The 26,960-nt window shown below is 69.3% G+C and carries 21 protein-coding genes; 7 read left to right on the forward strand and 14 right to left on the reverse strand.

Annotation, left to right across the window (positions count from 1 at the left end; all coding sequences use genetic code 11):
• Positions 1-218 precede the first annotated feature (218 nt).
• On the forward strand, positions 219-1,811 hold the full coding sequence (locus tag M2351_RS28180; RefSeq protein WP_454464595.1) for a gamma-glutamyltransferase family protein: 1,593 nt from the start codon (positions 219-221) through the stop codon (positions 1,809-1,811).
• Positions 1,812-1,831: 20 nt separating this feature from the next.
• Here M2351_RS28180 and M2351_RS28185 read toward each other — a convergent pair whose 3' ends face one another.
• Complete coding sequence (locus M2351_RS28185) at positions 1,832-2,758, reverse strand: LysR family transcriptional regulator (protein WP_264659347.1); 927 nt, start codon at positions 2,756-2,758, stop codon at positions 1,832-1,834.
• 123 nt (positions 2,759-2,881) lie between these two features.
• Here M2351_RS28185 and M2351_RS28190 point away from each other — a divergent pair, with 123 nt between their 5' ends.
• Together M2351_RS28190 and M2351_RS28195 are read left to right on the forward strand one after the other, a co-directional pair.
• Positions 2,882-4,243 carry an aspartate aminotransferase family protein gene (locus M2351_RS28190; protein WP_264659348.1) on the forward strand — a complete coding sequence of 454 codons (1,362 nt, stop codon included), beginning with the start codon at positions 2,882-2,884 and terminating at the stop codon, positions 4,241-4,243.
• 26 nt (positions 4,244-4,269) lie between these two features.
• Positions 4,270-5,769, forward strand: coding sequence for a CoA-acylating methylmalonate-semialdehyde dehydrogenase (locus M2351_RS28195; RefSeq protein ID WP_264659349.1), 1,500 nt, complete (start codon positions 4,270-4,272; stop codon positions 5,767-5,769).
• Positions 5,770-5,785: 16 nt separating this feature from the next.
• On the opposite strand, the gene M2351_RS28200 is transcribed toward M2351_RS28195, so the two are convergent.
• The 13 genes from M2351_RS28200 to M2351_RS28260 form a co-directional block, all read right to left on the reverse strand.
• Entirely contained in the window at positions 5,786-7,585 is a 1,800-nt protein-coding gene (locus M2351_RS28200; protein WP_264659350.1) for a helix-turn-helix domain-containing protein, read from the reverse strand.
• A 199-nt stretch (positions 7,586-7,784) separates the two neighbouring features.
• Positions 7,785-9,014 (reverse strand): MFS transporter, encoded by a 1,230-nt coding sequence (locus tag M2351_RS28205; RefSeq protein WP_264659351.1) that lies wholly within the window; start codon positions 9,012-9,014, stop codon positions 7,785-7,787.
• The gene (locus M2351_RS28210; protein ID WP_264659352.1) at positions 9,014-9,952 is read right to left on the reverse strand and encodes a 2-hydroxyacid dehydrogenase; all 939 of its coding nucleotides are present in this window, start codon (positions 9,950-9,952) and stop codon (positions 9,014-9,016) included. Before M2351_RS28210 ends, M2351_RS28205 begins: the two co-directional genes overlap by 1 nt.
• A gap of 8 nt (positions 9,953-9,960) precedes the next feature.
• Positions 9,961-10,560 carry an amino acid synthesis family protein gene (locus M2351_RS28215; protein WP_264659353.1) on the reverse strand — a complete coding sequence of 200 codons (600 nt, stop codon included), beginning with the start codon at positions 10,558-10,560 and terminating at the stop codon, positions 9,961-9,963.
• Between the two features lie 68 nt (positions 10,561-10,628).
• Positions 10,629-11,669, reverse strand: a complete 1,041-nt coding sequence (gene proX / locus M2351_RS28220; protein ID WP_264659354.1) for a glycine betaine/L-proline ABC transporter substrate-binding protein ProX — start codon at positions 11,667-11,669, stop codon at positions 10,629-10,631.
• 46 nt (positions 11,670-11,715) lie between these two features.
• The gene (locus M2351_RS28225) at positions 11,716-12,678 is read right to left on the reverse strand and encodes an ABC transporter permease (RefSeq protein ID WP_264659355.1); all 963 of its coding nucleotides are present in this window, start codon (positions 12,676-12,678) and stop codon (positions 11,716-11,718) included.
• Positions 12,671-13,858 (reverse strand): quaternary amine ABC transporter ATP-binding protein, encoded by a 1,188-nt coding sequence (locus M2351_RS28230; protein ID WP_264659356.1) that lies wholly within the window; start codon positions 13,856-13,858, stop codon positions 12,671-12,673. Before M2351_RS28230 ends, M2351_RS28225 begins: the two co-directional genes overlap by 8 nt.
• 150 nt (positions 13,859-14,008) lie before the next feature.
• Complete coding sequence (locus M2351_RS28235; protein WP_264659357.1) at positions 14,009-14,323, reverse strand: NIPSNAP family protein; 315 nt, start codon at positions 14,321-14,323, stop codon at positions 14,009-14,011.
• Positions 14,320-14,718: a carboxymuconolactone decarboxylase family protein gene (locus tag M2351_RS28240; protein WP_264659358.1), complete on the reverse strand. Its 399-nt coding sequence runs from the start codon at positions 14,716-14,718 to the stop codon at positions 14,320-14,322. The genes M2351_RS28235 and M2351_RS28240 overlap by 4 nt, the downstream gene beginning before the upstream one ends.
• Positions 14,711-15,538, reverse strand: a complete 828-nt coding sequence (locus tag M2351_RS28245; RefSeq protein ID WP_264659359.1) for an alpha/beta fold hydrolase — start codon at positions 15,536-15,538, stop codon at positions 14,711-14,713. The genes M2351_RS28240 and M2351_RS28245 overlap by 8 nt, the downstream gene beginning before the upstream one ends.
• A gap of 2 nt (positions 15,539-15,540) precedes the next feature.
• The gene (locus M2351_RS28250) at positions 15,541-16,656 is read right to left on the reverse strand and encodes an LLM class flavin-dependent oxidoreductase (RefSeq protein WP_264659360.1); all 1,116 of its coding nucleotides are present in this window, start codon (positions 16,654-16,656) and stop codon (positions 15,541-15,543) included.
• Positions 16,657-16,699: 43 nt separating this feature from the next.
• Positions 16,700-18,211, reverse strand: coding sequence for an aldehyde dehydrogenase (locus M2351_RS28255; RefSeq protein WP_264659361.1), 1,512 nt, complete (start codon positions 18,209-18,211; stop codon positions 16,700-16,702).
• Positions 18,212-18,275: 64 nt separating this feature from the next.
• The gene (locus M2351_RS28260; protein ID WP_264659362.1) at positions 18,276-19,262 is read right to left on the reverse strand and encodes a flavin reductase family protein; all 987 of its coding nucleotides are present in this window, start codon (positions 19,260-19,262) and stop codon (positions 18,276-18,278) included.
• 450 nt (positions 19,263-19,712) lie between these two features.
• Here M2351_RS28260 and M2351_RS28265 point away from each other — a divergent pair, with 450 nt between their 5' ends.
• From M2351_RS28265 to nosZ, 4 genes are all read left to right on the forward strand, one after another.
• A complete protein-coding gene (locus M2351_RS28265; RefSeq protein WP_264659363.1) occupies positions 19,713-20,924 on the forward strand; it encodes a putative DNA modification/repair radical SAM protein in 1,212 nt (403 codons plus the stop codon).
• The gene (locus M2351_RS28270) at positions 20,924-22,369 is read left to right on the forward strand and encodes a UdgX family uracil-DNA binding protein (protein ID WP_264659364.1); all 1,446 of its coding nucleotides are present in this window, start codon (positions 20,924-20,926) and stop codon (positions 22,367-22,369) included. The genes M2351_RS28265 and M2351_RS28270 overlap by 1 nt, the downstream gene beginning before the upstream one ends.
• A gap of 141 nt (positions 22,370-22,510) precedes the next feature.
• The gene (locus M2351_RS28275) at positions 22,511-24,805 is read left to right on the forward strand and encodes a NosR/NirI family protein (protein ID WP_264659365.1); all 2,295 of its coding nucleotides are present in this window, start codon (positions 22,511-22,513) and stop codon (positions 24,803-24,805) included.
• Positions 24,806-24,853: 48 nt separating this feature from the next.
• Positions 24,854-26,785: a TAT-dependent nitrous-oxide reductase gene (gene nosZ, locus M2351_RS28280; protein ID WP_264659366.1), complete on the forward strand. Its 1,932-nt coding sequence runs from the start codon at positions 24,854-24,856 to the stop codon at positions 26,783-26,785.
• Positions 26,786-26,960 lie beyond the last annotated feature (175 nt).

Below are 26,960 nucleotides of genomic sequence, written 5' to 3' on the forward strand. Positions count from 1 at the left end.
AAAATGTTTTTCTCTGAATAGGGGTGTCGCCGCAGGGGCTCAGGACCAGGTGGATTCCGGCCGGCATGCTAAGTCATCCACCGGAGGTTGCCAATCGTTCCAATTGGGGAGTTTCGTCGCGCGGCGAATGGCGATCAGGCGGTTCCGCATCGAAAAGGATGACCGTTGCGGCCGATCGGTTACCATGCCGGCATAGGGATTGGACGCTTGAGGGCTCAATGATGCTGAATACGCCGCGCAGCCGCCGGGGCATGGTCACCTCCCCGCACCATCTCGCCAGCCAGGCGGGGCTGCACGTCCTGCGGGACGGCGGCACCGCGGTCGAGGCGGCCGTCGCCACGGCGGCGGCCCTGGCCGTGGTCTACCCGCACATGACCGGCATTGGCGGCGACGGATTCTGGCTGATCGCCGAACCGGGGCAGGAACCGATCGCCATCGACGCCTGCGGCGGCGCCGGCCATGGCGTGTCGCTGGACCTCTATCGCCGCCATGGGCACGCGACGGTGCCGTGGCGCGGGCCGCTGGCCGCCAACACCGTGGCCGGCACCATCGACGGCTGGCGCGAGGCGCTGGCCATCAGCGCGCGCTGGCAAGAGCCGCTGCCGCTTGCCCGCATCCTGGAGGAGGCGGTCGCCCACGCCGAGGGCGGCATCCCGGTGACCGCGAGCCAGGAGGCGCTGACCCGCGAGAAGCTGCCGGAGTTGAAGGACGTTCCGGGCTACGCCGACACCTTCCTGTCGGGCGGCGAGCCGCCGCGGGAGGGCAGCCTCCTGAAACAGGCGGCGCTCGGTCGGACGCTGCGGCGGCTGGCGGCGGAGGGGCTGGACAGCTTCTACCAGGGGGCGCTCGCCGCCAGCATCGCCGCCGATCTGGAGCGCGCCGGCAGCCCGATCACGGCGGCCGACCTCGCCAAACACGCGGCGCGTCAGCGCACGCCGCTGTCGGTCGGCATCCGCGGCGCCCGGCTGTTCAACCACCCGCCGCCCTCGCAGGGGCTGGCCTCCTTGATGATCCTGGCCCTGTTCGACCGGTTGGGCGTGTCGGAGGCGGAAGGCTTCGCCCACATCCACGGGCTGGTCGAGGCGACCAAACAGGCCTTCCTGGTGCGCGACCGCGACGTCGGCGATCCCGCCTTCATGGCGGCCGAGGCGCAGACCTACTTGGACTCCGGGCTGCTTGACGATCTGGCGGCGCGCATCGACCCGGCCCGCGCGTTGCCCTGGCCATACGTGGCGCAGCCCGGGGACACGGTCTGGCTCGGCGTCGTGGACGGGCAGGGCCGCTCGGTTTCCATGATCCAGAGCGTCTACTTCGAGTTCGGGTCCGGCGTCGTGCTGCCGGACACGGGGATTACCTGGCAGAACCGCGGCGCCTCCTTCCGGCTGGCGGAGGACGGCTGGAACGCGCTGTCGCCCGGCCGCAAGCCCTTCCACACGCTGAACCCGGCCTTCGCCCGCTTTGACGACGGCCGCAGCATGGTCTACGGCACCATGGGCGGGGAGGGGCAGCCGCAGACGCAGGCCGCCGTCTTCTCCCGCTACGCCATGTTCGGGCAGGGCCTCCAGGCGGCGGTAACGGCGCCGCGCTGGCTGCTCGGCAAGACCTGGGGCGACGCCAGCGTCTCGCTGAAGCTGGAAAGCCGCTTCGACCCCGCCCTGGTCGCCGCGTTGCGCGACGCCGGGCACGAGGTCGAGGTCCTGGAGTCCTTCACCAGCACCATGGGTCACGCGGGCGCTATCGTGCGCCACCCCGACGGGATGCTGGAAGGGGCGACCGACCCCCGGAGCGACGGCGCGGTCGCCGCCTGGTAAGAACCGGCGGCGGACACCGGTCAAGCCGGCGCGTCCGCCGCCATTTCTTCCTCACCGCTCAGGATCTCCATGAAGCGTTCCAGGACGAGGTTGGGCTGGGCGCCCTTCTTCGTCACGGCGTGGAACTCCAGGGAGTGGCGGTAGTCGTCCGGCCGCATGGATCGCATCATGCCGCGCTCGACCCACTGCCGGGCGTAATGGGTGGGCAGGAACCCGACGTAGCAGCCGGTCAGGATCAGGAACGCCACGCCTTCGCGGTCGGTCGCGGTCGCGGTGTTGTTCAACTCGTGCCGCGGCTGCGCCTGGGTTGGCGCCACGGCGTCCGCCGCCTCCACCTCCGCACGCGTCACCGTCTCGGACGGCCGTTCGAACAGCGGATGCCCCCGGCCGCAGTAGAGCAGCGATTCCTCTTCATAGAGCGGAAAGCCGTCGAGGCCGGGCAGGGCGCGCCGCGCCGGCACGACGCCGATGTGCAGGCGCCCGTCCAGGACGCCGCGCTCGATCTCGTTGGGCGGGATCATGCGGATGTTGACGCGCACCTCCGGCGCCATCCGTTTCAGGCCGCGGAGCGCGTGGGTCACGCGCATGCGCGGCATGGTGACAAGGTTGTCGGTGATGCCGATGTTCAACTCGCCGCGCAGGCGGCCGTGCACCGTGGCGATCTCCCCGCGGAAGCTCTCCAGCCCGGCCAGGAGGCGCATCGCCGCCTCGTAGGCCAATCGCCCCTCGTCGGTCAGCCGGAACCCCGCCCGGCCCCGACGGCACAGCGTCAGGCCGAGCCGCCGTTCCAGGTCGGCCATGTGCAGGCTGATGGCGGCCCGGCTGATGTTCAGCTCCACCTCCGCCGCGGAGAAGCCGCCGCACTCCACCACGGTCCGGAACACGCGCAGCAGCCGGATGTCGACGTCGGTGATGGGGGACAGCGGGCGCGCCGGCTTGGTCGTCATGGGTCCGCGATAGGTAAGCAAAGGCTTGCGTGAAGTTTGGATGGTTTGGATTTAACCATGGCCGTCAGCCCGGCACACTGTTTTTCAGAAAAGGTCCCTTCACCTTGTGCGGGAGAACAGCGGATGGCCCCCCTCGACAACGACCAAGCCCGGCTTCGCGACAAGGCCGCCGGCCTGACGCGCGAGGAACTCGACGCGCACTGGATGCCCTTCACCGGCAACCGCCAGTTCAAGAACAACCCGCGCATGATGGTGAAGGCCGAGGGCTGCTGGTATTGGGACGCCGAGGGGCGCAAGATCTACGACAGCCTGTCGGGCCTGTGGTGCTGCGGCGCCGGCCATGGCCGCCGCGAGATCTCCGAGGCGGTCGCCCGGCAGGTGGCCGAGCTGGACTACAGCCCGGGCTTCCAGCACGGCCATCCGGCCGCCTTCAAGCTGGCGCACAAGCTGGCCTCCATGACGCCGGCGGGGCTCGACCACGTCTTCTTCGTCGGCTCGGGCTCCGAGGCCACCGACACCGCGTTGAAGATGGCGCGCGCCTACTGGCGATTGAGGGGCCAGCCGGCCAAGACCAAACTGATCGGCCGGGCGAAGGGCTATCATGGCGTCAACTTCGGCGGCACCAGCCTGGGCGGCATCGGCGGCAACCGCAAGCTGTTCGGAACTGGCATCGACACCGACCACCTGCCGCACACGCTGCTGCCGCAGAACCTGTTCGTGAAGGGCATGCCGGAGGAGGGCGCCTTCCTCGCCGACGCGCTGGAGGAGCTGGTGGCGCTGCACGACGCCTCCAACATCGCCGCGGTGATCGTGGAGCCGCTGGCCGGCTCGGCCGGCGTGCTGCCGCCGCCCAAGGGCTATCTCCAGCGGCTGCGCGACATCTGCACGAAGCACGACATCCTGCTGATCTTCGACGAGGTGATCACCGGCTTCGGCCGCATGGGGGCGGCCTTCGGCGCCGACGCTTTCGGCGTGGTGCCGGACATCATGAACGTCGCCAAGGGCCTGACCAACGGCGCCATCCCGATGGGCGCGGTGGTCGCTAAGCACGACATCTACCAGGCTTTCATGGACAACGGCGGGCCGGAGTACATGGTGGAGTTCCCGCACGGCTACACCTACTCCGCCCACCCCGTCGCCTGCGCGGCCGGCCTCGCGGCGCTCGACATCTTCGTGCGGGAGGACCTGCCCGGCAAGGCCGCCGCCCTGGCCCCGCATTTCGAAAACCTGATCCACGGGCTGAAGGGGCTGAAGAACGTTGCCGACATCCGCAACTACGGCCTGACCGGCGCCGTGACCATCGCGCCGCTGCCCGGCGAGCCGGCCCGCCGCCCCTACGAGATCGGGGCGAAGTGCTGGGACGCCGGCTACTACGTGCGCTTCGGCGGCGATACGCTGCAGTTCGGGCCGCATTTCCACAGCGATCCCGCTGACCTCGACCGCCTGTTCAACGTGGTCGCCGACGCCATCCAGGCCACCGCCTGACCGAAGGACACCGGGAAGCCCCTGATATGACTCTCATCCCCCACCTGATCGGCGGCAAGACCGACGCCCCCGCCGGCAGCCGCACCGCCGACGTCGTCAACCCCGCGACCGGGGAGGTCGCCGGCCAGGTGGCGCTCGCCGGCCGCGCGACGGTCGAGGAGGCGATCGCCGCCGCCGAGGCCGCCTTCCCCGCCTGGCGCGCCACCCCGCCGGCCAAGCGGGCGCGCGTCATGTTCCGCTTCAAGCAGTTGCTGGAGGAGAACGCCGAGCGCGTCTGCGCGCTGATCACGCGGGAGCACGGCAAGGTCCTGGACGACGCGCTGGGCGAGCTTGGGCGCGGCATCGAGAACGTCGAGTACGCCTGCGGCGTGCCGGAGCTGTTGAAGGGAGAGTTCTCCAAGAACGTCGGGCCGGGCATCGACAGCTGGTCGGAGTTCCAGCCGGTGGGCGTCGTCGCCGGCATCACGCCCTTCAACTTCCCGGCGATGGTCCCCTTGTGGATGTACCCCATCGCCATCGCCTGCGGGAACACCTTCGTCCTCAAGCCATCGGAGCGCGACCCCAGCGCCGCACTGCTGATCGCGCAGCTGGCCGAAGAAGCCGGCCTGCCGCCGGGCGTGCTGAACGTCGTCAATGGCGACAAGGAGGCGGTGGACACGCTGCTGACCGACCCGCGCGTGCAGGCCGTCAGCTTCGTCGGATCCACCCCGATCGCCGAATACGTCTACGCGACCGCCACCGCGCATGGGAAGCGGGTGCAGGCGCTGGGCGGGGCCAAGAACCACGCCATCGTTATGCCCGACGCCGACCTGGACAACGCGGTCGGCGCGCTGATGGGTGCCGCCTACGGCTCCTGCGGGGAGCGCTGCATGGCGATCTCCGTGGTGGTTGCGGTCGGTGACGAGGTGGCCGACCGGCTGGCGGAGCGGCTGTCCACGGCGCTGCGCGCGCTGAAGGTCGGGGCCGGCACGGCGGCCGGCTGCGAGATGGGGCCGCTGGTCACCCGCACCCATTACGAGAAGGTGAAGGCCTACGTCGACCAGGGCGTGGCCGAAGGGGCGGAGCTGGTGGTGGACGGCCGCAGCCTCGTGGTACCGGGGCATGAGAACGGCAACTTCGTGGGCGGTTGCCTGTTCGACCGCGTCACCCCGGAGATGACCATCTACCGGGAGGAGATCTTCGGCCCGGTCCTCTGCCTCGTCCGGGTCAAGACCATGCAGGAGGGCATGGACCTGATCGACGCGCACGAATACGGCAACGGCACCTGCCTATTCACCCGCGACGGCGAGGCCGCCCGCTATTTCAGCGACATGATCAAGGTCGGCATGGTCGGCATCAACGTGCCGCTGCCGGTCCCGGTCGCCTATCACAGCTTCGGCGGTTGGAAGCGGTCGCTGTTCGGCGACCTTGCGGCCTATGGGCCAGACGGCGTGCGCTTCTACACCCGGCGCAAGACCATCACCCAGCGCTGGCCGACTGGCGGGGTGCGCGAGGGCGCGCAGTTCGCCTTTCCGTCCATGAAGTGAGGCGGTCGGCCGGGCGTCACGAGGAGGTCCGGTCGATGACCCCGCTGAGGTGCACGGCGAGTTCGACGGAGAAGCGGCGCTCCGGGTTCTCCACGTCGATGCCGAACAGCTCGGCGATGCGGGCCAGGCGGTAACGCAGGGTCGTCACGTGCAGGCCGAGCTGGTCGGAACAGGCCTTGGTCCGGCAGCCGGTCTTCAGGTAGGCGGCCAGCGTCTCCATGTAGGGCGTGCCGTGGCGCCGGTCGTAGTCGATCAGCGCGCCGATGCTGTCGGCCACATAGCCGCGCACTTCCTCGGTGTTGGCGGCGGCCAGCAGCATCGGCAGGGGGCCGAACTGCTGGGCGTCGAGGATGCCGGACCGGCCGAACTCCTGCGCGATGCGGATCATTCGCCAGGAGCGTTCCCACGCGTCGGCATAGTCCGGGGGCGCGTTGCAGCGGTTGGTCAGCACGACGAAGGGCTCGGCGTGGAGTATGTCGCCGACCGCCCGCGCGATCTGCGCCATCAGCCGCTTCACCGGTCCCGGGCTGCGCTCGCCCGCTTCGAAGGGCAGGATGCAGACCAGACCGGTTGGGACGGTGACCAGCGTGCCGGCGACGCCGTTCAGCGGCAGCAGCCGCTGCACCGTCGGGTGCAGGTCGGCCGCCGCACTGACCGTCTTGCGTCCGCGGTCAGGCAAGCCCACCACGATCATCTGGGTCGGCCGGTCGAGGTTGAGCCCGAGCCGGAGCGCCCGCTGACCGATGTCGCGGTGATCGCGCCAGCGCCGCTCCACCAGTTCCAGGAACAGGTCGGTGAGCGTCCGGTTCTCGTAGCGGAAGCGGATGACGTTGCGCAGCATCTGGATGCTGAGCGCGTGCTTGATGCCGTCGAGCAGCAGCTGGTCGGCCTGCCCGTAGGGCTGCGGGCCGGGGAAGATCATCAGCGCCCCGACCGCCTCGCCGTCGGCGGTCAGCGGGTCGATGCGCGGCGCGGTGCGGATGCGCGTGCCGCCGACCTCCCAGAACAGAGTCGGGGCTGTCGCCGTGGGATGGTCGATGGCGTCGCGCGCCGCCTTCATGATGGCGGGGCCGAGGCCGGACGCTGCCGCCGCCTGCCACGCGGCGTCGGTGATGCCGCTGCCGCTGGGCGCGCGGTCGGCGGTGACGAGGTTGGCGGTGAAGTCCACGATGACGAGGGAGTAGGGCAGCAGGTCGCGGATGCGCGGCAGGAGCGTGTCCATCGCCCCGTCCTCCAGCGCCTGGAGCAGCAGCGAGGTGTTGACCTCCAGCGCCCGTTGCAGGCGTTCCGCGGCCAGGGTCTCGGCGCGCAGCCGATGCTGGCGCTCCACGGCGATCTCGCCCAGCTGGACGATCATGCCGATGAAGGTCAAATCCTCCTCGGTCACGTCGACGATGCTGCGCGACACGACGCTGAGCACCAGGGGCCGGCCCTCGTCGTCGGTGCCGTTCATCGGCACGACCAGCACGCTGTGATAGTCGCGCTCGAACGCCTCGCGGCGGTAGCCGGGGAACTCCTCCGACACGCGGGCGTCGCGGATGAAAACCGGCTCGTTCCGCCGCAGGGCCACCAGCGACGGGCTGGTCGCCAGCTCCCACCGGTCGGACAGCGGGCGCTGGATCAGCGTCGGGTCGTGGCGCACGACCACGAGGCCGTAGCCGTGCTCCACGTCCACCGCCATGATCGACCCCATCGACCAATTGGCGTGCCGGCAGGCGGCGAGGACCAGCCGCTGGAGCACCGTCGCCAGATCCCCGCCCGAGTTGATCAGGCTTGCCACCACCCGCAGAGACTGGATTCGCGACGTCTCGACCACGTTTCCTCCGCCAGAGGCCCGTTTCGTCCGCACCCCGTTTCGCCCACGCGCGTTGCCGAATGAAACATCGTGCAACGCTTTTTTCGCGGATGTCGCACGGGCGGATGCACCCGGTTCCTATGACTGCAATCCTATCACGCCCGATGGTGGGGCCGTCAAGCGGCCAAAAAATCCCCTCTCTCCAGAGGGGAGAAGGTTATCAGTGTCCCTCGTCCGGCGTTGGTGCCGTGCGCGGGTCGGGGATCGCCGCGCCTGTCAGGCCGTCGGGGCGCAGCGGGCGGAAAGGCAGGCGGTCGGGTTCGGGGGACCGGGTCCGGACCGCGCGGCGGATCAGGACGAAGCCGGCCAGCGCGGCGAAGCCGATGGCGGCGAAGGCGAACAGGCCCGGCGGGCCGAACCGGTCCATCAGCAGGGCGCCTGGGACGGGGCCGGCCATCGCGCCGGCGGCCCAGACGATCAGCAGGCCGCTGACGGTGGGCACGATCCGGCCCGGCGGAACCACGTCGCAGGCGTGCGCGACGCACAGGGCGTAAAGGCACAGGGCTTGGCTGCCCCACAGCGCGAAGCCCGTCAACACGGCCCAGGCCGGGTATCCGGCCGGCAACAGCGCCAAGCCGACGGACAGGACGGCCCCATTCCCGGCAACGGCGGCGATCACGACGCGCCGGTCCCGCCGGTCCGACAGCCAGCCGAGCGGCCATTGCGCGAGCAGGCTGCCGCCCTGGAGGGCAACGAGCAAGGCGGCGGCCGCGGATTCGGACATTCCCACGCGCAGCCCGTACAGCGGGGCCAGCGCCAGCACCGTGCCGGTCACCACCCCGACCGCGAAGCAGCCGACCAGGGCGGACGGCGCCAGCCTGAACAGCCCGCGCAAATCCAGCGTGACGGCGGTCGGAAGCGCCGGGGTGACCGGCCGGGCGACGGCGACGGGCAGGATGGACAGCAGGACCAGCAGGATCAGGGCGCGGAACGGCTGGTCGCCGCCGGGTTCGATCAGAAGGGGGCCGGACATCAGCGCCAGCTTGGTGGTGACCATGTAGACCGCCAGGACGCGCCCGCGGTTGCCGTCCTGCGAGCCGGAGCCGATCCAGCCCTCCACCACCGTGAACAGCCCGGCGAAGCCGACGCCGGTCAGCCCGCGCAGCAGAATCCAGCCGGCTTCGCCGCCGGCCATCGGCAAGGCGAGCGCCAGGATCGCCATCAGCGCGGCCAGCCCGGCGTAGGCCCGGACGAAGCCGAGCCGGCGCACCACCCGGGGCGCCGCCAGACAGCCGGCGGCGAAGCCGACGCCGTAGGCCGACGCGACCATGCCGATGTCGGCGGCCGACAGCCCCTGCGCCTGCATGCGCAGAGGCAGCAGGGCCTGGAGCAGCCCGTTGCCCGCCTGCAGCAGGACGGCGGCCGACATCACCGGCAGCAGCGGTGGCATCAATAGCCGCGCCTCCGGTCGATTACGTTGGCCAGCGGCCGTCCCTCGCGGAAGGCCGTCACGGTCGCCACCACCTGCTCCACCGCCTGGGACGGGTGGGTGGCCGCCGCGCTGTGCGGGGACACGCGGACGCGCGGGTGCCGCCAGAAGGGATGGGCGGGCGGCAAGGGTTCCTCGCTGAACACGTCCAGGCTGGCCCCGGCCAGGTGGCCGCGGTCGAGCGCGTCGAGCAGGTCGGCCTCGACCAGATGGCCGCCGCGCCCGGCGTTGATGACCACCGCCCCGGCCGGCAGGCGGGCGAACAGGTCCCGGTCCAGGATGCCCTGGGTGTCGGCGGTCAGCGGCAGCAGGCAGACCAGCAGGTCGCACCGCGGCAGCATCGCCGCCAGCCCGTCCGCGCCCGCGAACCCCTCCACGCCGGGCAACTGCTTGGGCGACCGGCTCCAGCCCAGCACGCGGTAGCCCAGCGCGGTGAGGACGCGGGCGGCGGCGCTGCCCAGCTCCCCCAGTCCGAGAAGCCCGACGCTGACCTCGCGGGCCGGCCGGTAGGGCAGCCATTGCCAGACGCCGGCCTTCTGCGCGGCGTCGAACGCGTCGGAATGGCGGTGCCAGCGCAGCACCTGGAGCGCCACGAAGCCGGCCATGTCGTCGCTCAGGCTGTCCGACACCATGCGGACGAGCGGCACGTCGGGCAGGGTCGGGTCGCGCAGCAGCGTCTCGACCCCGGCGCCCAGCGACATCACCAGCCGCAGATTCGACAGGCCGGCGAAGACACCCTGCGGCGGCTGCCAGACCAACGCCATGTCGATGTCGTCCGGGTCGCCGTCCGGACCTCCGATGTCCGGCCAGACCCGCATTGACAGGCCCGGAAGACGGCGGCCCAGGGCGTCGCGCCACAGGCCGGCGTTGTCGATGTTCGAACAGAAGAGCAGCGTCATGGCTGGGTTCACGCCTGGGTGAGGACCTTTTCGGCCTCCATTTCGGCCATGTCGAGGAAGCGGTCTCCGATGCGCGGGTGGGCGCGGCTGCCGTCCGACGCGCCGATGGCGACCAGCAGCTCGTCCGGGCCGGGGGCGTCGGGGACCTGGAAGTTGGCCGTCAGGAAATGCGCGCGCTTGCCGGTTTCCGTCTTGTGGATCATCGGCAGGGCGAGCAGCGCGCCCGCGGCGTTGCGCGTGTTGGTGAAGCTGAGGAAGGTGGTTCCCTGCGCCGCTTCGCGGAACATGTTGCCGAAGCGCAGCGTGTGGATGATGGCCGAGGCGTGCTCGATCTCCCCGTTCACGCCGACGGAAGCGGCCTTGCCGTAGGCCTCGATGCGCTCGGCCGGCATCAGGGCGGTGAGGCGCCGCGTCATTTCCGCCCCCAGCACCGGGGCGATGCGCAGGATCTCCGGCCGCAGATTCTCGACGAAGCCCTGGCCGGCCCAGGGGTTGCGCAGCACGGCGGCGACCACGACCGACGTGATCGGCCGTTCCGCGGCCTTGCCGCCCTCGACGATGGTTTCCTCGATGAAGGTGGAGATCTTGCGCAGTCCGATGTCCATCATGTCCCGTCCGATTGTGTTGGTTCCTTCAAACCCCTCTCCCTGCGGAGCAGGGAGAGGGGAGAAATGCTTCAGCTCGCGGCCTTGGCGCTGGCGACCCATTGCTCGAAGGTGGGCTTGTTGGCGGAGAGCCATTCCTGGGCGAGCGCGCGGATGTGGCTGTCACTGGCGCCCTTTTCACTGATGCTGCGTTCCCAGCCGGCCCAGGTCTGGAGCGGGAAGCCGATGTTTTCGACCAGCGCCTTCACCGCGGGGTTGGCGGCGATGAAGTCGCGGTTGGCGACAGTGTTCCAGTTCCAGGAGGCCATGGCCATGCGGCAGGGGTCGGCGCCGCCGGCGCAGCCCGACACGCCGTTGACCAGCGCGGTGCCCTTGTTGGGGACCGACGGGGGCAGGGCGTCGAAGGGGGTGGGCAGCCAGACCACGTCCTTGCCGGGGACCAGCGTGTTGGTCACCCAGGACGGGCTCCAGGCGTAGAAGAAGGCGGGCTCGCCCCGGCGGACGCGGGCGACAGCCTCCACCATCAGCGGCTCGTACTTGCCACGGACGGAGTTCACCGTGTCCTTCAGCCCGAACTTGTCGAGCTGGAAGTCGACCACGTCGCCGCAGCTCCAGCCCGGATCGCAGTTGACCAGGTCGGCCTTGCCGCCCTTGCCGAACAGCGCGGCGATCTTCGGGTCCTTCATCTGCTCCAGCGACGTGATCTTGTAGGCGTCGGCCGTCTTCTTGTCGATCAGGTAGCCGTTGACGCCGCCCTCCTTGATCAGGCCGCCGCCGACGATCATCGCCTGCTGCTCCACCTTGCGGAAGGCGGGCTCGCGCTGCGGGAAGTTGATGTCGGTGGCGATGTCCAGGTCGCCCTGCGCCGCCGCCTGGAAGAACAGCGTGGTGCTGAGCGTGCTGAGCTTGACCGAGTAGCCCAGCTCCTTGAAGGCGGCGGAGACGATCTGGGCGGTGACGTAGTTGGCGCCCAGACTGTCGGACTGGGCGTAGCGGATGGTCTTGCCCTTGCCGGGCTGGTCGGCGGCCAGCGCCGGCTGGACGCAGGCCGCGGCGAGGATCGCGGCGGCGGAGAGGGTCTTCACGAGCGACTTGGGCATCAGGAAGGACATGGCGGACTCCTCGAACGGGATCGGAGCGGAAGCGGGGAGGAAGGCGTTACTGATCCGGGTTGGCGATGGCCGGGCCGCCGACGGTTTTGCCGGCGACCGCTTGGTTCTCTACCGGCCGGTCGGCGCGAAAGAGGCCTCGCAGGCTGCGCAGCAGCGGGCGTCCGCCGGGGCCGCCGGGCTGGGCGAGCTTTTGCGTGATGCGGTCGAGCACCATGGCCAGCAGCACGATGGCGATGCCGCCCACAGCGGCGCGGCCGACGTCGAGCCGGCCCAGGCCCTGGAGCACCACGAGGCCGAGACCCTCCGCGCCGATCATGGCGACGACGACGGACATGACCATGGCGGTCAGCACGGTCTGGTTCAGGCCGCCGAGGATGGTCGGCACGGCCAGCGGAAGCTGAACCTCCCACAGCAGCTGCCGCTTGGTGGCGCCGAAGGCGAGGCCGGCCTCCACCATCTCGGTCTCCACCATGCGGATGCCGAGGTTGGTGAAGCGGATCAGCGGCGGGGCCGCCGCCGTCACCACGGCAACCTCGCCCGGCACCGTGCCGACGCCGAACAGCATCACCACCGGCACCAGATACACGAAGGTCGGGGTGGTCTGCATGATGTCCAGGACCGGGCGGACAACGCCCCACATGCGGTCGCTGCGCGCGCAGCCGATACCGATGGGGATGCCGACGGCGGCGCAGATGACGATGGCGGTGGTGATCAGCGACAGGGTCGTCATCGCCTCCGACCAGACGCCCAGCGCGGCGATGGCGACCAGCGCGATGGCGGTGAAGGCCGCGACCCCCAGGCTGGCGAGGCGCCAGGCCAGCAGCACGGCCACCGCCACGAAGGCGAGGAAGGGGATCTCGTGCAGCAGGTAGATGTTCAGGTTCAGGACATACTCGACCGGCCATTTGATGGCGAGGAAGAGCGGGCGCAGGTTCAGCGCGACCCACGCCACCCCGTCCTGGATCCAGCTGTCGACCGGGAAGACGGCCAAGTCGTCGGCGTCAAGCATGCGGGCCTCCCGCGGCTTGTGGAGGGGTGGAGGCGATGCCCGCCAGGATGCGGTCGGCGGCGAGCGTGCCGGTCAGCCGCCCCGCCCCGTCGACCACCGCCATCGGCCGGCCGGCGCGGTGGGCGCGGGCGACGTCGAGCAGGCTGTCGCATTCGTGGACCGTGACGAAGTCCTTGCGCAGCAGGTTGCCGAGGCTGGTGCCGCCGGTGCGCAAGGCCCGCAGCGTGTCGGCGTCCAGCGCCCCGACGACGAGGCCGGCGTCGTCCAGCACCAGCCCGCCGCCATCGCCGGTTTCCGCCAGGGACAGGCCGGCGGCGAGCGGGACGGGTTGGACGGGGTTCATCGCCGAGCGGGCGTCGAACAGGCGGGAGCGGTCGACCTCGCGGGTGAAGGCGGCGACGTAGTCGCTGCCGGGTTCGAGCACGATCGACTGCGGCGTGCCTTCGCGGACCAGTTCCCCGTCGGCCATGATGGCGATGCGGGTGCCGAGCTTCAGCGCCTCCTGGAAATCGTGGGTGATGAACAGGATGGTCTTTTTCAGCGAGCGCTGGAGGCGCAGAAGCTCGTCCTGCATCTCCGTCCGGATCAGTGGGTCGAGCGCGCTGAAGGCCTCGTCCATGATCAGCACGTCGGCGTCGGTGGCGAGCGCGCGGGCCAGCCCGACGCGCTGGCGCATGCCGCCGCTCAACTCATGCGGGTAGTGGTTGCCCCAGCGGGCGAGCCCGACGATGGACAGCACCTCCTCCGCCCGCTGCCGCCGGACGCGCGGGGATACCCCCTGGAGCTTCAGGCCGAACTCCGTGTTCTCGGCGACGGTGCGGTTGGGCAGCAGGGCGAAATGCTGGAACACCATGGAGATGCGCGTGCGGCGGATGTCGCGCAGTTCCGCCTCCCCGGCGGTGACGATGTCCTGGCCGTCCAGCAGGATGCGGCCGGCGCTCGGTTCGTTCAGGCGGTTGATGCAGCGCGCCAGGGTCGACTTGCCCGACCCCGACAGACCCATCACCATGTAGATGGCGCCGGTCGGCACCGACAGTGAAACGTCGTTCAACCCTACGACGATTCCGGTCTTTACGAGCACTTCGGCCTTTTTGGCGCCCTGGGCCAGCATCCGCAGGGCCGGTTCGGGAGATTTGGAGAAGACTTTATAGAGATTCTCTACCCTCAGTCGTTCGGTCACAACCGTCTCCCATCGTTGTGTTCGGTGGGCTGTCCCTGTGCTTTTATATTTTTACTTCCTGCCATTAGGACGCCTTGTGCGTCTTCCTGTCTTCGGTCGGAACGTAGGAATCGTAAGATCATCGTTCCTACGAATCGTAGCAAGGGCCTGTCACTTCAGGGGCGAGAAGGCGGTGGGCAGCAGGATGCGGTTTTCCGCCGTCTCGATCAGCGCGGTCAGCTTCGGGATGAACTCCTGCCAGCGCGGATCCTCGGACAGCCGCTGGCGGCGGGTGGTGCGGTCCTCGAAGTCGGCGTAGCCCCACATGTGGACGACGTGGTTGAGCGGGCCGATCTCGCTGACGAAATAGCCGATCAGGTTGCCGAGGATCGGCTGCTGGATCGCCAGCCCTTCGTTCTGCACCAGCGCCAGGTACTCGCGCAGCTTGCCGGAGCGGATGCGGTAGATGCGTTCCTCGACGATCATGGCGTGCCCTTTGCCTTGTCTTCGGCGATTTCCTGCCTGACCTTGCGGGCGATGCGGAAGCACTCCACGCCTGCGGGGATGCCGCAATAGACGGCGATCTGGATCAGCGCCGCCTGAAGCTCCGCGTCGGTCAGGCCGTTGCGGATGGCGCCGCGCAGGTGCAGTTCGAACTCGTGCATGCGGCCGAGTGCGGCGATCATGCCCAGGTTGAGCAGGCTGCGCTGGCGGCGGTCGAGCGCGTCGTCGGCCCAGCACTGGCCCCAGCAGTACTCGTTGACCATCTGCTGGAAAGGGCGGGAGAAGTCGTCCGCCGCGGCCATCGCGCGGTCGACGTAGGCGTCGCCGAGCACGTCGCGCCGCACGCGCTCCCCGGCCCGTTGTAGGTCTTCATCCATGGCGTGCGATCTCCGTCGGCTGGGAGGATTCGGTCAGGAAGCGCCCCATCAGGCCGGCCACGGCGTCCGGCGCCTCGATCAGGATCGAATGGCGCAGGCCGGGCAGGATGTGCAGCTCCGACCCCGGAATGCTGTCGTGCATGGTGCGCGCCATGCGCGGGTTGGAGCCGATGTCCTCCTCCCCCGTGGCGATCAGGGTCGGGCAGCGGATCTGGTCGAGGAAGCCGCCGAAATCCGTTTCCGCCAGCACACGATAAGCGGCGGCGTAGCAGTCCGGGTCGTTCTCCGCGTTGCGCCGGCGCAGAACCTGGATCAGGTCGGGATTGCGCTCCTGAAAGCCTTCCGTCAGCCAGCGCGACAGGGAGGCGTCGTAGTGCGAACCCGGCTGCCCGGCCTGGAGTGCTGCCAGCCGGTCGAGCACCCGCCGCCGCTCCTCCGGATTGCGGCCGGCGACGGTGGACAGCAGGACGAGGCGCTTCACCCGCTCCGGGTGGGTCAGGGTCAGGCGCTGGGCGATCAGCCCGCCGAGAGAGAAGCCCGCGAGGTTGAAGCCGTCGAAGCCGACGTGGTCGGCGAGCGACAGCGTCTCGCGCACGAAATCGTCGATCTCGTAGCGGCCCTTCACGCGCGTGGAGCCGCCGTGGCCGCGCAGGTCGAAGGTCAGGATGGTGAAGCGGTCGGCGAGCCGTTCCACCACGCCGCTCCAAGCTTCCAGGTAGGAGCCGACGCCGTGGACGCAGACCAGCGGTTCCGGCCCCCGGCCGTCGAGGCGGTAGTTCAGGGTGACCGGGCCGATGGTGAAGCGATGGGAGTCGGCCATGGTCACCGTCCCGTCGCGGCCATGCGCAGTGGGGCTGCGGCAAGGCGGCGCTCCTCCTCGCGCTCGCGGTCACGTTCGCGGGCGGCGAAGACGGGCAGCACCTCGCGAGTGAAGAGGTCGAGCGTCTTGCGCTGAAGCGCGACGGGCAGGTTGAAGGACAGGCCGAGCGAGAACTGGTCGACGCCGGCGGCCTCGTAATCCAGCAGCTTCTCGATGATCTCGTCCGGGGTGCCGAACATCAGGTTCTTGCGGACATTCTCTGGCTTGTAGTTGTCGCGGCCGGCGACGCTTTCGTAGGACACGGCGGTGGGGAAGCCGTTGGTCACAGTGCCGATGTTCTGGAACAGGTTCTCGAAGCTGCGGCCGTAGTCGATGCTGTGCTGGACGGCCAAGTCCGCTTCCTCCGGCCGGTCGTAGCAGCAGGTGCGGCGCTGCATCATGAAGCGCGGGCGCGGCACCTCCGGATGGTCGGCCACCGCCTTGCGGAACTTCTCGCCCAGCACGGCGATCTCGGACGCCGGGGCGGCCAGCGGCGTGGACAGGATGCTGGCGCCGATGCCGACCGCCCAGTCGAAGGTGCCGGGGTCGCGCGCCGCCACCCAGATGCGCGGGTGCGGCTGTTGAAGCGGCTTCGGCACGGAGGTGGCGAGCGGAAACTTCCAGTAATGGCCGTCGTGGGCGTAGTCGCCGGCCCACAGCTTCTGCACCGCGGGGACCAGCTCCTTCATGTAGGCGACGCCCTCCTGCTGGGGCATGCCGCCGGCCATGCGGTCGAACTCGTACTGGTAGGCGCCGCGGGCGATGCCGAACTCCAGCCGGCCGCCGGTCAGGTGGTCGCACAGCGCCGCCTCTCCAGCCAGCCGGATCGGGCTCCAGTAGGGGGCGACCACCGTGGCGGTGCCGAGCCGGATGCGTTCGGTGTGCTGGCCGAGCCAGGTCAGGATGGTGAAGGGGTTGGGGGAGATCGTGCACTCGATCGTGTGGTGCTCGGCGGTCCACAGGGTTTCGAAACCGCCCTGGTCGGCCATCTTCGCGAGGTCCAGCATGTTGCCGGTTACCTCGCTCATCGGCGTGTCCGGCGAGAAGCGCTCCATGGCGAGCGCGACGGCGAACTTCATGTCCTGGTCCTTTCTCGGGGGGAGGCGAAGCCCGTCAGGGCGGTCAGCGCAGCCGGATGACGAAGGGGTCCTGCATGGCGCCGGAATAGTCGATGACCACGTTCTTCGACCGCGAGAACTCGCGCATCACGTCGAAGCCGCCGCGCCGGCCGTAGCCGCTCTGCTTGAAGCCGCCGTTCGACGACATGTAGGCGGCGGCGCGGTAGGTGTTGATCCAGACGGTGCCCGCGTCGATCTTCGTTGCGAAGCGCATGGCGCGGTCGATGTCGCTGGTCCAGACGCCGGAGGCCAGGCCGTAGCGGGTGTCGTTCGCCATGGCGATCATCTCGTCTTCCGACGCGAAGGGCACGACGCCGACCACGGGCCCGAAGATCTCGTCGCGCATGAAGCCCATGTCGTTGCGGGCGTCGGCCAGCACGGTCGGCTCGAAGTACCAGCCCTTGTCCAGCCCGGCCGCCTGGGGCCGCTTGCCGCCGGCCGCCAGCCGGGCGCCGTCGCGCAGGCCGGACGCCACGTAGCCCTCCACCTTCGCCAGCTGCGCCGACAGGGCGAGCGGGCCGATGTCGGTCGCCTCCTCCATCGGGTGACCGACGGCGATGCGGCCGGTGCGGGCGACCAGCGCCTCCACGAAGCGATCGTAGACGCTGGCCTCGACGAAGCAGCGCGAGCCGGCGACGCAGGTCTGACCGGCGGCGGCGAAGACCCCGGCGACCACGCCGTTCACCGTGCGCTCGATGTCGACGTCGCCGAACACCACGTGGGGCGACTTGCCGCCCAGCTCCATCTGGCAGGGGATGAGGTTCTTCGCGGCGTTGGCGGCGATGCGGCTGCCGGTTTCGGTGCTGCCGGTGAAGACGAACTTGGCGATGCCCGGGTGGCGGGTCAGCGCCTCCCCGGCGGTGCTGCCGGCGCCGGTCACCACATTGACCACGCCGGCCGGGAAGCCGGCCTCCGCGACCAGTTCGGCCAGCGCCAGGGTGGAGGCGGTGGCGTGCTCCGACGGCTTGATGACCACCGTGTTGCCGATGGCGAGGCAGGGCGCCAGCGTGCCGGTCAGCAGCATCAGGGGCGAGTTCCACGGCGTGATCATGCCGACGACGCCCAGCGGTTCCCGCAGGTTGAAGTTCAGCATGTCCAGCTTGTTCACTGGGATGGTGTCGCCCTGGAGCTTGTCGGCCATACCCGCGAAGTAGGTGTAGCTGTCCGGCATGGCGCGCATCTGGGCGCGCATCTCCTTGATCAGCTTGCCGTTGTCGCGGGTTTCCATCAGCGCTAGTTCCTCGGCGTTGGCGAGGATCAGCTCCGCCAGCCGGCGCACCAGCTTGCCGCGGTCGCTCTGGGTCATCCGTCGCCAGGCCGGGTCGGTGAAGGCGGCCCGCGCCGCGGCGACGGCGTCGTCGACGTCCTCCGGTCCGGCGTCCGCCAACTCGTACCAGGGCTCGGCGGTGGTGGGGTCGTAACTGGGGATGTAGCGGCCGCTTTTCGGCTCGACGAACCGTCCGCCGATGTAGAGGGCGCGGCGGGTGCCTTCAAGCGACCTGCAGGTGGTTTGCATCGCGGTCTCGTGTCCTTTGAAAAGGGGCGGGACGGGCGGTCCGGGGAGGTCAGGCGATTTCGGCTCAAGCGTTTTCGGTGACGACGTGTGACCAGCGGGATGCGCGGCCGTCGACCATCGCCAGCCGTCCCCCGTCGCCGGAGTCGATGTAGATGCCGAAGCGGTCGGCCTGCCGTTCCCGGACGTAGCGGCGCAGCATCGCGCGGGCCTCCCGTGTCGGGATCGCCTCGAAGGGCAGGGCGTCGAGCGCGAAGACACGGACGTCCGGCGGCAGGCCGGCGGCCGACGCCTCCGGTGCCAAGCGGGCGCGGTAGACCAGACAGCCGGCGTCCTGGCCGGGGATGTCGAACACCGAATAGAGGAAGGTGTCGTCCGGCCGGAGTGGGAGCAGGCCGCCGTCGCCCAGGGACAGCGCGCTTTCGGCCTTGCGGCTGCGGCCGCCCGGCAGGCGCCAGCCGCCCGTTCCGTCGGATTGCAGGAGGATGCCGTCGTCGGCCTCGACGAGATAGCCGACCTGAACGCCGTGCTCGGTCTGCCTGCCGGCGGCCAGCGGCTCGCGCGCCGCCGTGTAGCGGCCACGGCAGAAGCCGAGCGGCGCTGACGGGGTGGTGCCGAAGGCCTGCACGCGGCCGATCAGGATCAGATGGTCGCCGGCCATGACCCGGTCATGGACCGTGCAGTCGAACCAGGTCAGGCAGTCGGCCAGGATCGGCGCGCCGGTGATGCCCGGACCGAAGGGGACGGACTGGAACTTGTCCGACGATTTCGACGCGAAGAGGCTGGAGACGTCAGCCTGCCCTTCGTGCAGCAGGTTCACAGCGAAGGATTGGGTGTCGCAAAAGGCGGGAAAGCTGAAAGACCGGTTTCCCACGCACACCAGAAGCAAAGGCGGGTCGAGGGACACGGATGTGAAGGAATTCGCGGTGATCCCACGGGGATTGCCGTCCCCGTCGATCATGGTGACGACCGTGATACCGGTCAGGAACGTACCGAAAGCGCTGCGGAGTTCCCGTTCATTGATGGGCGATGGTTCATTCGCGGAGAATGTCACGTCGACCTCCCTTCCGTAACAAGGGAAAGGCTACGCGGGTCGAACCCGGCCATCTTCCTCCGGGAGGACGGAGGGTGCGACAAATTGTCTCCGCCGAAACGGAGGAAGGGGGCGCCTGACGTTCCCTCTCCCCTCCGGGGCGCGGAGCCGACGGCCGCAGGCCAGCTGGGCGCCGAAGGCGACCAGAGGCGGAGCGAGGGCGCGAGACTTGCGAGCGCCTGGGTTAGGGTGAGGGGGCAGCACAGGCATCGCCTGTGCCAGGGGATTGCCAAGGGGCAGAATGCCCCTTGGCGGCGCGCGAAGCGCGGCGGCCCCCTCACCCTTCCCACGCTTCGCGCGGGCCCCTTCCCTTTCCCCGGAGGGGAGAGGGTTTTTTGCGCACGGATCGCGCTTGCTTTTTTGGCAAAAAAGAACATATAGAGAACATTTCCGCAATCAGGGGCAATTCCGGTGGATGACGCGCTGCTCGACAAGCTGGCCATCCTGGCCGACGCGGCGAAGTACGACGCGTCCTGCGCCTCGTCGGGGGCCAAGGGGCGCAAGGGCGGGGCGGCGGGGCTGGGCTCCACGACCGGGGCTGGGATCTGCCACGCCTACACGCCGGACGGGCGTTGCGTGTCGCTGCTCAAGATCCTGCTGACCAACTACTGCCTTTTCGACTGCGCCTATTGCATCAACCGCCGTTCGTCCAACGTGCGGCGGGCGCGGTTCAGCGTGGCGGAGGTGGTGGCGCTGACCATCGGCTTCTACAAGCGCAACTGCATCGAGGGGCTGTTCCTGTCGTCGGGCATCATCCGCTCGCCCGACCACACGATGGAGCAGATGATGCTGGTGGCGAAGACCCTGCGGCAGGAGCACGGGTTCGCCGGCTACATCCACCTGAAGACGATCCCGGAGGCCAGCCCCTGGCTGATCGAGCAGGCGGGGCTGTGGGCCGACCGCCTGTCGATCAACCTGGAACTGCCATCGGAAAGCAGCCTGGAGCAGCTGGCCCCGGAGAAGGACGGCGCCAACATCAAGGCGGTGATGGGGCAGGTGAACGAGCGCATCACCGAAGCGAAGGAGGAGCGGCGGCGATTTTCCCCCGCCGGGCAGAGCACGCAGATGATCGTCGGGGCGGACGCGGCGACGGACCAGTCCGTGCTCCATACCAGCCACACGCTGTACCGGCGCTATGGGCTGCGGCGGGTTTATTACTCCGCCTTCAGCCCGATCCCGGAGGCGAGCGCCGTGCTGCCGGTGAAGCCGCCGCCGCTCCAGCGCGAGAACCGGCTGTACCAGGCCGACTGGCTGCTGCGCTACTACGGCTTCACGGTGGAGGAGATCGCCGAGGGCGGGGAGGGCGGGATGCTCGACCTCGGCATCGACCCGAAGCTGGCCTGGGCGCTGAAGAACCGCCACCGCTTCCCGGTGGACGTCAACCGTGCCGACCGGGAACTGCTGCTGCGCGTGCCCGGCCTAGGCGCCCGCGCCGTGGACAAGATCCTGGAGGCGCGGCGGCACACCCGGCTGCGCATGGAGGATCTGGGACGGCTGTCCGCCGGGCTGAAGCGGGCGCGGCCCTTCCTGATCACCGCCGACCACCATCCGGGCGGCCTGACCGACCGGCTGGACCTCCGCCGGCGGCTGGTTCCGCCGGCGCAGCAACTGAGCCTGTTCTGATGGCGCTCCACCGCGTCGAACTGGTCGAAGGGGCGGACCATGCCGGATTCCGCCGGGCGGTGCGCGGTCTCGTTGCCGCCGGGGCCGCGCCGGACGATGTGCTGTGGACAGCGGGCGACGCACCGTCGCTGTTCGGCGGGTCCACGTTGCCCACCATGCTGCCTGACGGCGACGCGGCCCCACCGTTGTCGCTCCCGCGCGCGGTGGGCGAACTGGTCGAAGCCGTGGTCTGCCACCGGGAGCCGGAACGCTACGCATTGCTCTACCAACTGATCTGGCGGGTGCTGCATGGTGAACGGTATCTGCTGGGCCACCACGGCGACCCGCTCGTGCACCGTCTGGCCCTGCTGAACAAGGCGGTGCGCCGCGACCTGCACAAGATGCACGCCTTCGTGCGTTTCCGGGACGTGCCCGACCCGGACGGCGGCGAGCGCTTCGTTGCCTTCTTCGAGCCCGACCACTTCATCGTTGAGGCTGCAGCCCCCTTCTTCGTCGAGCGGTTCCAGAGCATGATCTGGTCGATCCTGACCCCGGTCGGATCCCTGCACTGGAACCGCCGCGAACTGACCGTCGGGCCGCCCGCGGTGATGTCCGAGGGTATGGAAGGCGACGCCGTGCTGGCCGGCTGGCGGCGCTATTACGAGAGCACCTTCAACCCGGCGCGCGTCAACCCGACGGCGATGCGGGCCGAAATGCCCAAGAAATATTGGGCCAACATGCCGGAAACGGCCTCCATCCCCCGCATGATCCAGGAAGCGCCGGCGCGCGTCCGCGCGATGGTGGAGCAGGAGGCCGCCGCTCCCATCCGCCGCAGCCCGGACAAGGCGGTGGCCGCCATGGCGACGAGCCGCCCGGCGACCCTGGCGGACCTCAACGCGCTGATCCGGCGGTCGCCGCCGCTGGTGCCGGGGGCGACGCAGGCCGTGCTGGGGGAGGGGCCGGAAGAGGCGGCCATCGCCTTCGTCGGAGAGCAGCCGGGCGACCAGGAGGATGTGCAGGGCCGCCCCTTCGTCGGGCCGGCCGGGCAACTGCTGACCCGGGCGATGGCGGAGGCGGGCATCGACCGCGACGCCGCCTACATGACCAACGCGGTCAAGCACTTCAAGTTCAAGCCGCAGGGCAAGCGCCGCATCCACCAGTCACCAACCGCGGGCGAGGTGAAGCATTACCGCTGGTGGCTGATGGAGGAACTGCGCTTCGTCCGCCCGCGCCTCGTCGTGGCGCTGGGCGCGACGGCGGCGCTGGCGCTGACCGGGCGCAGCGTTTCAGTGCTGCGCGAGCGCGGGCCGGCCGGCTTCGGCGACTGGGACGGCTTCGTGACCGTCCACCCCTCCTACCTGCTGCGCCTGCCGGACGGCGAAGGGGCGCGCGGTGCCTACGGCGACTTCGTCGCCGACCTGAGGCGGGTGCGGGACCTTGCGGAGGGTCTGCGGGCCGGGAGCTGAGCCTGCTCTCCTGTCTCCGGAAGTCTTTTGTGCGCGACTTGACGGTGGTCAAGAACTGGGCAGGGCGCCTGCGCTTTCATCACCCGGCCGGCGGTTGTCGGCCGCCCCACGGGCGATGGGCAAGAGCGCAAGGCGACGGTGATGATCGCACACATCAGGCGAGGAGTGCTGGCGGCGGTTGCCGGGTTGCTGGTGCTGCTGGCGGGCTTCGGCGTTATGGGCGGCGTCATGGGCGGTGTCGCCAACGCCGCCGTTGAGGCGAAGCTGGGCCAGTATATCGGCACGGTCAAGCCGGGCGACCTCGTCGCCGGGGCCGACCGGTTTGGCGCCATCCAGGCGAACGCGCCGCTGGTGCCCGTCTACAAGGGCGACGCGCTGGTCGGGCACGCCTACCTAACCTCCGACTTCGTCAACACCACGGGCTACTCGGGCCGTCCCATCCATGTGCTGGTCGGGCTGGCGCCGGACGGAACGGTGACGGGCGCCAAGCTGGTGGACCACCACGAGCCGATCGTCCTGGTCGGCATCCCGCCGGCCAAGATCAACGCCTTCATCAACGGCTACGTCGGCAAGAACGTGCTGGCGCTGGCGTCTCAGAGCGCCGCCACCCCGCCGGTGGACATCGTGTCCGGGGCCACGGTGACCGTGATGGTCATCGGCGATTCCATCATCCGCTCCGGCAAGAAGGTCATGCAGGCGCTGGGCGCCGGCTCGGGAGCTGGAGGCGCCGCCGCAGCGGCGCCCACGGTGACCAAGAGCATCGACCTGTCGAAGACTGTCGTTGAGGACTGGGCGACTCTGGTCGGCGACGGGTCGGTCCGCCGCCTGACGCTGACGGTGGGCGAGGTGAACGCCGCCTTTGAGCGCACGGGCAAGGCCGAGGCCATCGCCCGCGCGGAGCCCGGCGAGCCGAACGACGCTTTCATCGACCTGTACGCCGCGCTTGCCACCATTCCCGCGGTCGGCCGCTCCCTGCTGGGCGACGCGGAGTACGAGTCGCTGGTGCAGCGCCTGAAGCCCGGCCAGCAGGCCATCGTCGTGGCGGGGCAGGGGCGCTATTCCTTCAAGGGCTCGGGCTATGTGCGCGGCGGCATCTTCGACCGCATCGAGCTGGTGCAGCACGAGGGCTCCGTCCGGTTCCGCGACAAGACGCACAAGCGCCTGGGCTCGCTCGCCGCGGCGGGGGCGCCGGACTTCCCGGAGATCGGGCTGTTCGTCATCCCCGAAGGGACGGAGTTCGACCCGGCCGAGCCCTGGCGCCTGCAGCTGCTGGTGCAGCGGGCGACGGCCGCGCTGGACAAGGCCTTCGTCACCTTCGACCTCGGCTACCAGCCGCCGGAGAAGTTCCTGAAGGTCGAGCGCGCCGCCGCTCCCGCCCCCGCCATCACGCCCCTGGCGGAGCACAAGGCCGACCCGGTGGAGCCGGAGGCGACCGGCGAGACGCCGCTTTGGCAGCGCATCTGGCAGAACCGGCTGGTCGACATCGCCGTGCTGACGACCGCCATCGCCCTGCTGACCGGCATCTTCTTCTTCCAGGACCAGCTGACCAAGCGGCCGGCCCTGTACGAGCGGGTGCGGACCGGGTTCCTGGTCTTCACGCTGGTCTGGCTCGGCTGGTACGCGTCGGCCCAGCTGTCGGTGGTCAACGTGCTGACCTTCGCCAACTCGCTGCGCACCGGCTTCCGCTGGGACTATTTCCTGATGGACCCGCTGGTGTTCATCCTGTGGTTTTCGGTCGCCGCGTCGCTGCTGTTCTGGGGCCGGGGCGCCTTCTGCGGCTGGCTGTGCCCGTTCGGCGCGCTGCAGGAACTGGCGTCCAAGGCGGCGAAGCGGCTGGGCGTCCGGCAGATCGACGTGCCCTTCGGGCTGCACCAGCGGCTGTGGCCGATCAAGTACATGATCTTCCTGGTCCTGTTCGGCCTGTCCTTCTATTCGCTGTCCTTCGCGGAGAAGACGGCGGAGGTGGAGCCCTTCAAGACCGCGATCATCCTGCACTTCGTCCGCGACTGGTGGTTCGTCCTGTTCGCCGCAGCACTGCTCGCCGCCGGGCTGTTCATCGAACGCTTCTTCTGCCGCTACCTGTGCCCGCTGGGCGCTGCGCTGGCCATTCCGGGCAAGCTGCGGATGTTCGACTGGCTGCGCCGCTACCGGGACTGCGGCAACCCCTGCCGGCGCTGCGCCAACGAATGCCCGGTGCAGGCGATCCACCCCGACGGGTCGATCAACGTCAACGAATGCATCCAGTGCCTGCACTGCCAGATGCTCTACCACCACGACCACAAGTGCCCGGTGCTGATCAGGAAGCGCGAGAAGCGCGAGCGCCGCGGCGGCACCACCCCATTCGCCGATGCGGTTGCCGAGGCCAAGCCCCGCGCCGCCGTGCTGACCACCGATCCTGCGACCGGACACCTGTCCATCCGGCCGGAAGGAACCTGACCTCAACCGGGTCACAGAAGAGCCCCAAAAGGGACAAAGGAGCAGAGCATGTCGAACGAGAAGGCTGAGCGGGCGGGCGTGAATCGCCGCGATCTTTTGGGCGGAACGGCGAAGGCGGCGGCGCTGGCGGGCATCGCCGGCGCGGTCGGTGGCGGTGCGGCGAGCAACGCGCTGTTCAACGCGACGCCGGCCCAGGCCGCGGGGGCGGCGGGCAGTCAGAAATACGAGGTCAAGCCGGGCGACCTCGATGAATACTACGTCTTCCACTCCGGCGGCCAATCGGGCGAGCTGCGCATCCTCGGCCTGCCCAGCATGCGCGAACTGCACCGCATCCCGGTGTTCAACCGCTGCTCCGCCTCCGGCTGGGGCCTAACCAACGAGAGCCGCAAGATCCTGAACGAGGGTCTGTCGGCCGAGACGAAGACGTTCCTGGAGAGCCGCGGCGGCGCCTGGCTGAACGGCGACCTGCACCACCCGCACATGTCGTTCTCCGACGGCACCTACGACGGGCGCTACATCTTCGTGAACGACAAGGCGAACACCCGCGTCGCCCGCATCCGCTGCGACATCATGAAGGTGGACAAGGTCATCGAGATCCCGAACGTCTCGGCGATCCACGGCCTGCGCCTGCAGAAGTACCCGCGCACCGGCTACGTCTTCGCGAACGCCGAGCAGCTTGTGCCGATGCCGAACGACGGCAAGAACACGGACCCGAAGAACTACCGCACGCACTTCTCCGCCATCGACGGCGACAGCATGAAGGTCGCGTGGCAGGTGTGGGTGGACGGCAACCTCGACAACACCGAGGCCGACTACCAGGGCAAGTACGCCTTCTCGACCTGCTACAACTCGGAGATGGGCGTCACCACCGCCGAGATGACGGCGAACGAGCAGGACTGGATCGTCATCTTCAACCTGAAGCGCATCGAAGAGGCGGTGAAGGCTGGCAAGGTTCAGGTGATGAACGGCGTTCCGGTGGTCGATGGCCGCCATGGTTCGGCCTACACCCGCTACGTCCCGATCCCCAACAGCCCGCACGGCATCAACGCCGCGCCCGACGGCATCCACGTCACGGTCAACGGCAAGCTGTCGCCGACCGTGTCGGTGATGGACGTGCGCAAGCTGGACGACCTGTTCGACGACAAGATCAAGCCGCGGGACGTCATCGTGGCTGAGCCGCAGCTGGGCCTCGGGCCATTGCACACGGCCTATGACGGCCGCGGCAACGCCTACACCACGCTGTTCCTCGACAGCCAGATCGTGAAGTGGAACATCGACAAGGCCAAGCGCGCCTTTGCCGGCGAGAAGGTCGATCCGATCATCCAGAAGCTGGACGTGCACTACCAGCCGGGCCACACGCACTCCTCCATGGGCCAGACCAAGGAGGCCGATGGCAAGTGGCTGATGGTGCTGAACAAGTTCTCCAAGGACCGCTTCCTGAACGTCGGCCCAAGCAAGCCGGAGAACGACCAGCTGATCGACATCTCGGGCGACGAGATGAAGCTGGTGCACGACGGCCCGACCTACGCCGAGCCGCACGACACGCTGATCGTCCACCGCTCCAAGGTGAACCCGAAGAGCGTCTTCACCCGCGACGACCCGATGTGGGAAGAGGCGCGCCAGCAGGCCAAGAAGGACGGCGTGAACCTGGAGGAAGACGCCAAGGTCATCCGCGACGGCAACAAGGTCCGCGTCTACATGTGGCAGCGCGCTCCGGCCTATGGGCTGGAGGAGTTCAAGGTCAAGCAGGGTGACGAGGTCACCGTCTATGTCACCAACATGGATGACGTGGACGACCTGACCCACGGTTTTACCCTGTCCAACCACGGCATCGCCATGGAGATCGGCCCGCAGCAGACCAGCTCGGTCACCTTCACCGCCGATCGTCCGGGCGTGCACTGGTACTATTGCCAGTGGTTCTGCCACGCGCTGCACATGGAAATGGGCGGCCGCATGATCGTCGAGCCGCGCGCGGCGTAAGGCGGTTGACCCCCACCCTAACCCTCCCCCGCTGAGCGGGGGAGGGGACAAGGGCACCCTATCTCCCTCCCCCGCCCAGCTCACGCGCAAGCGAAGCTTGCGCTGACGCGGCAGGCGGACCTTTGGTCCGCCGAGAGCGGGGGAGGGTCGGGGTGGGGGAAACACTCCGCACAGA

It is taken from the genome of Azospirillum canadense, assembly GCF_025961225.1.
In the GTDB taxonomy this organism is placed as follows: domain Bacteria; phylum Pseudomonadota; class Alphaproteobacteria; order Azospirillales; family Azospirillaceae; genus Azospirillum; species Azospirillum canadense.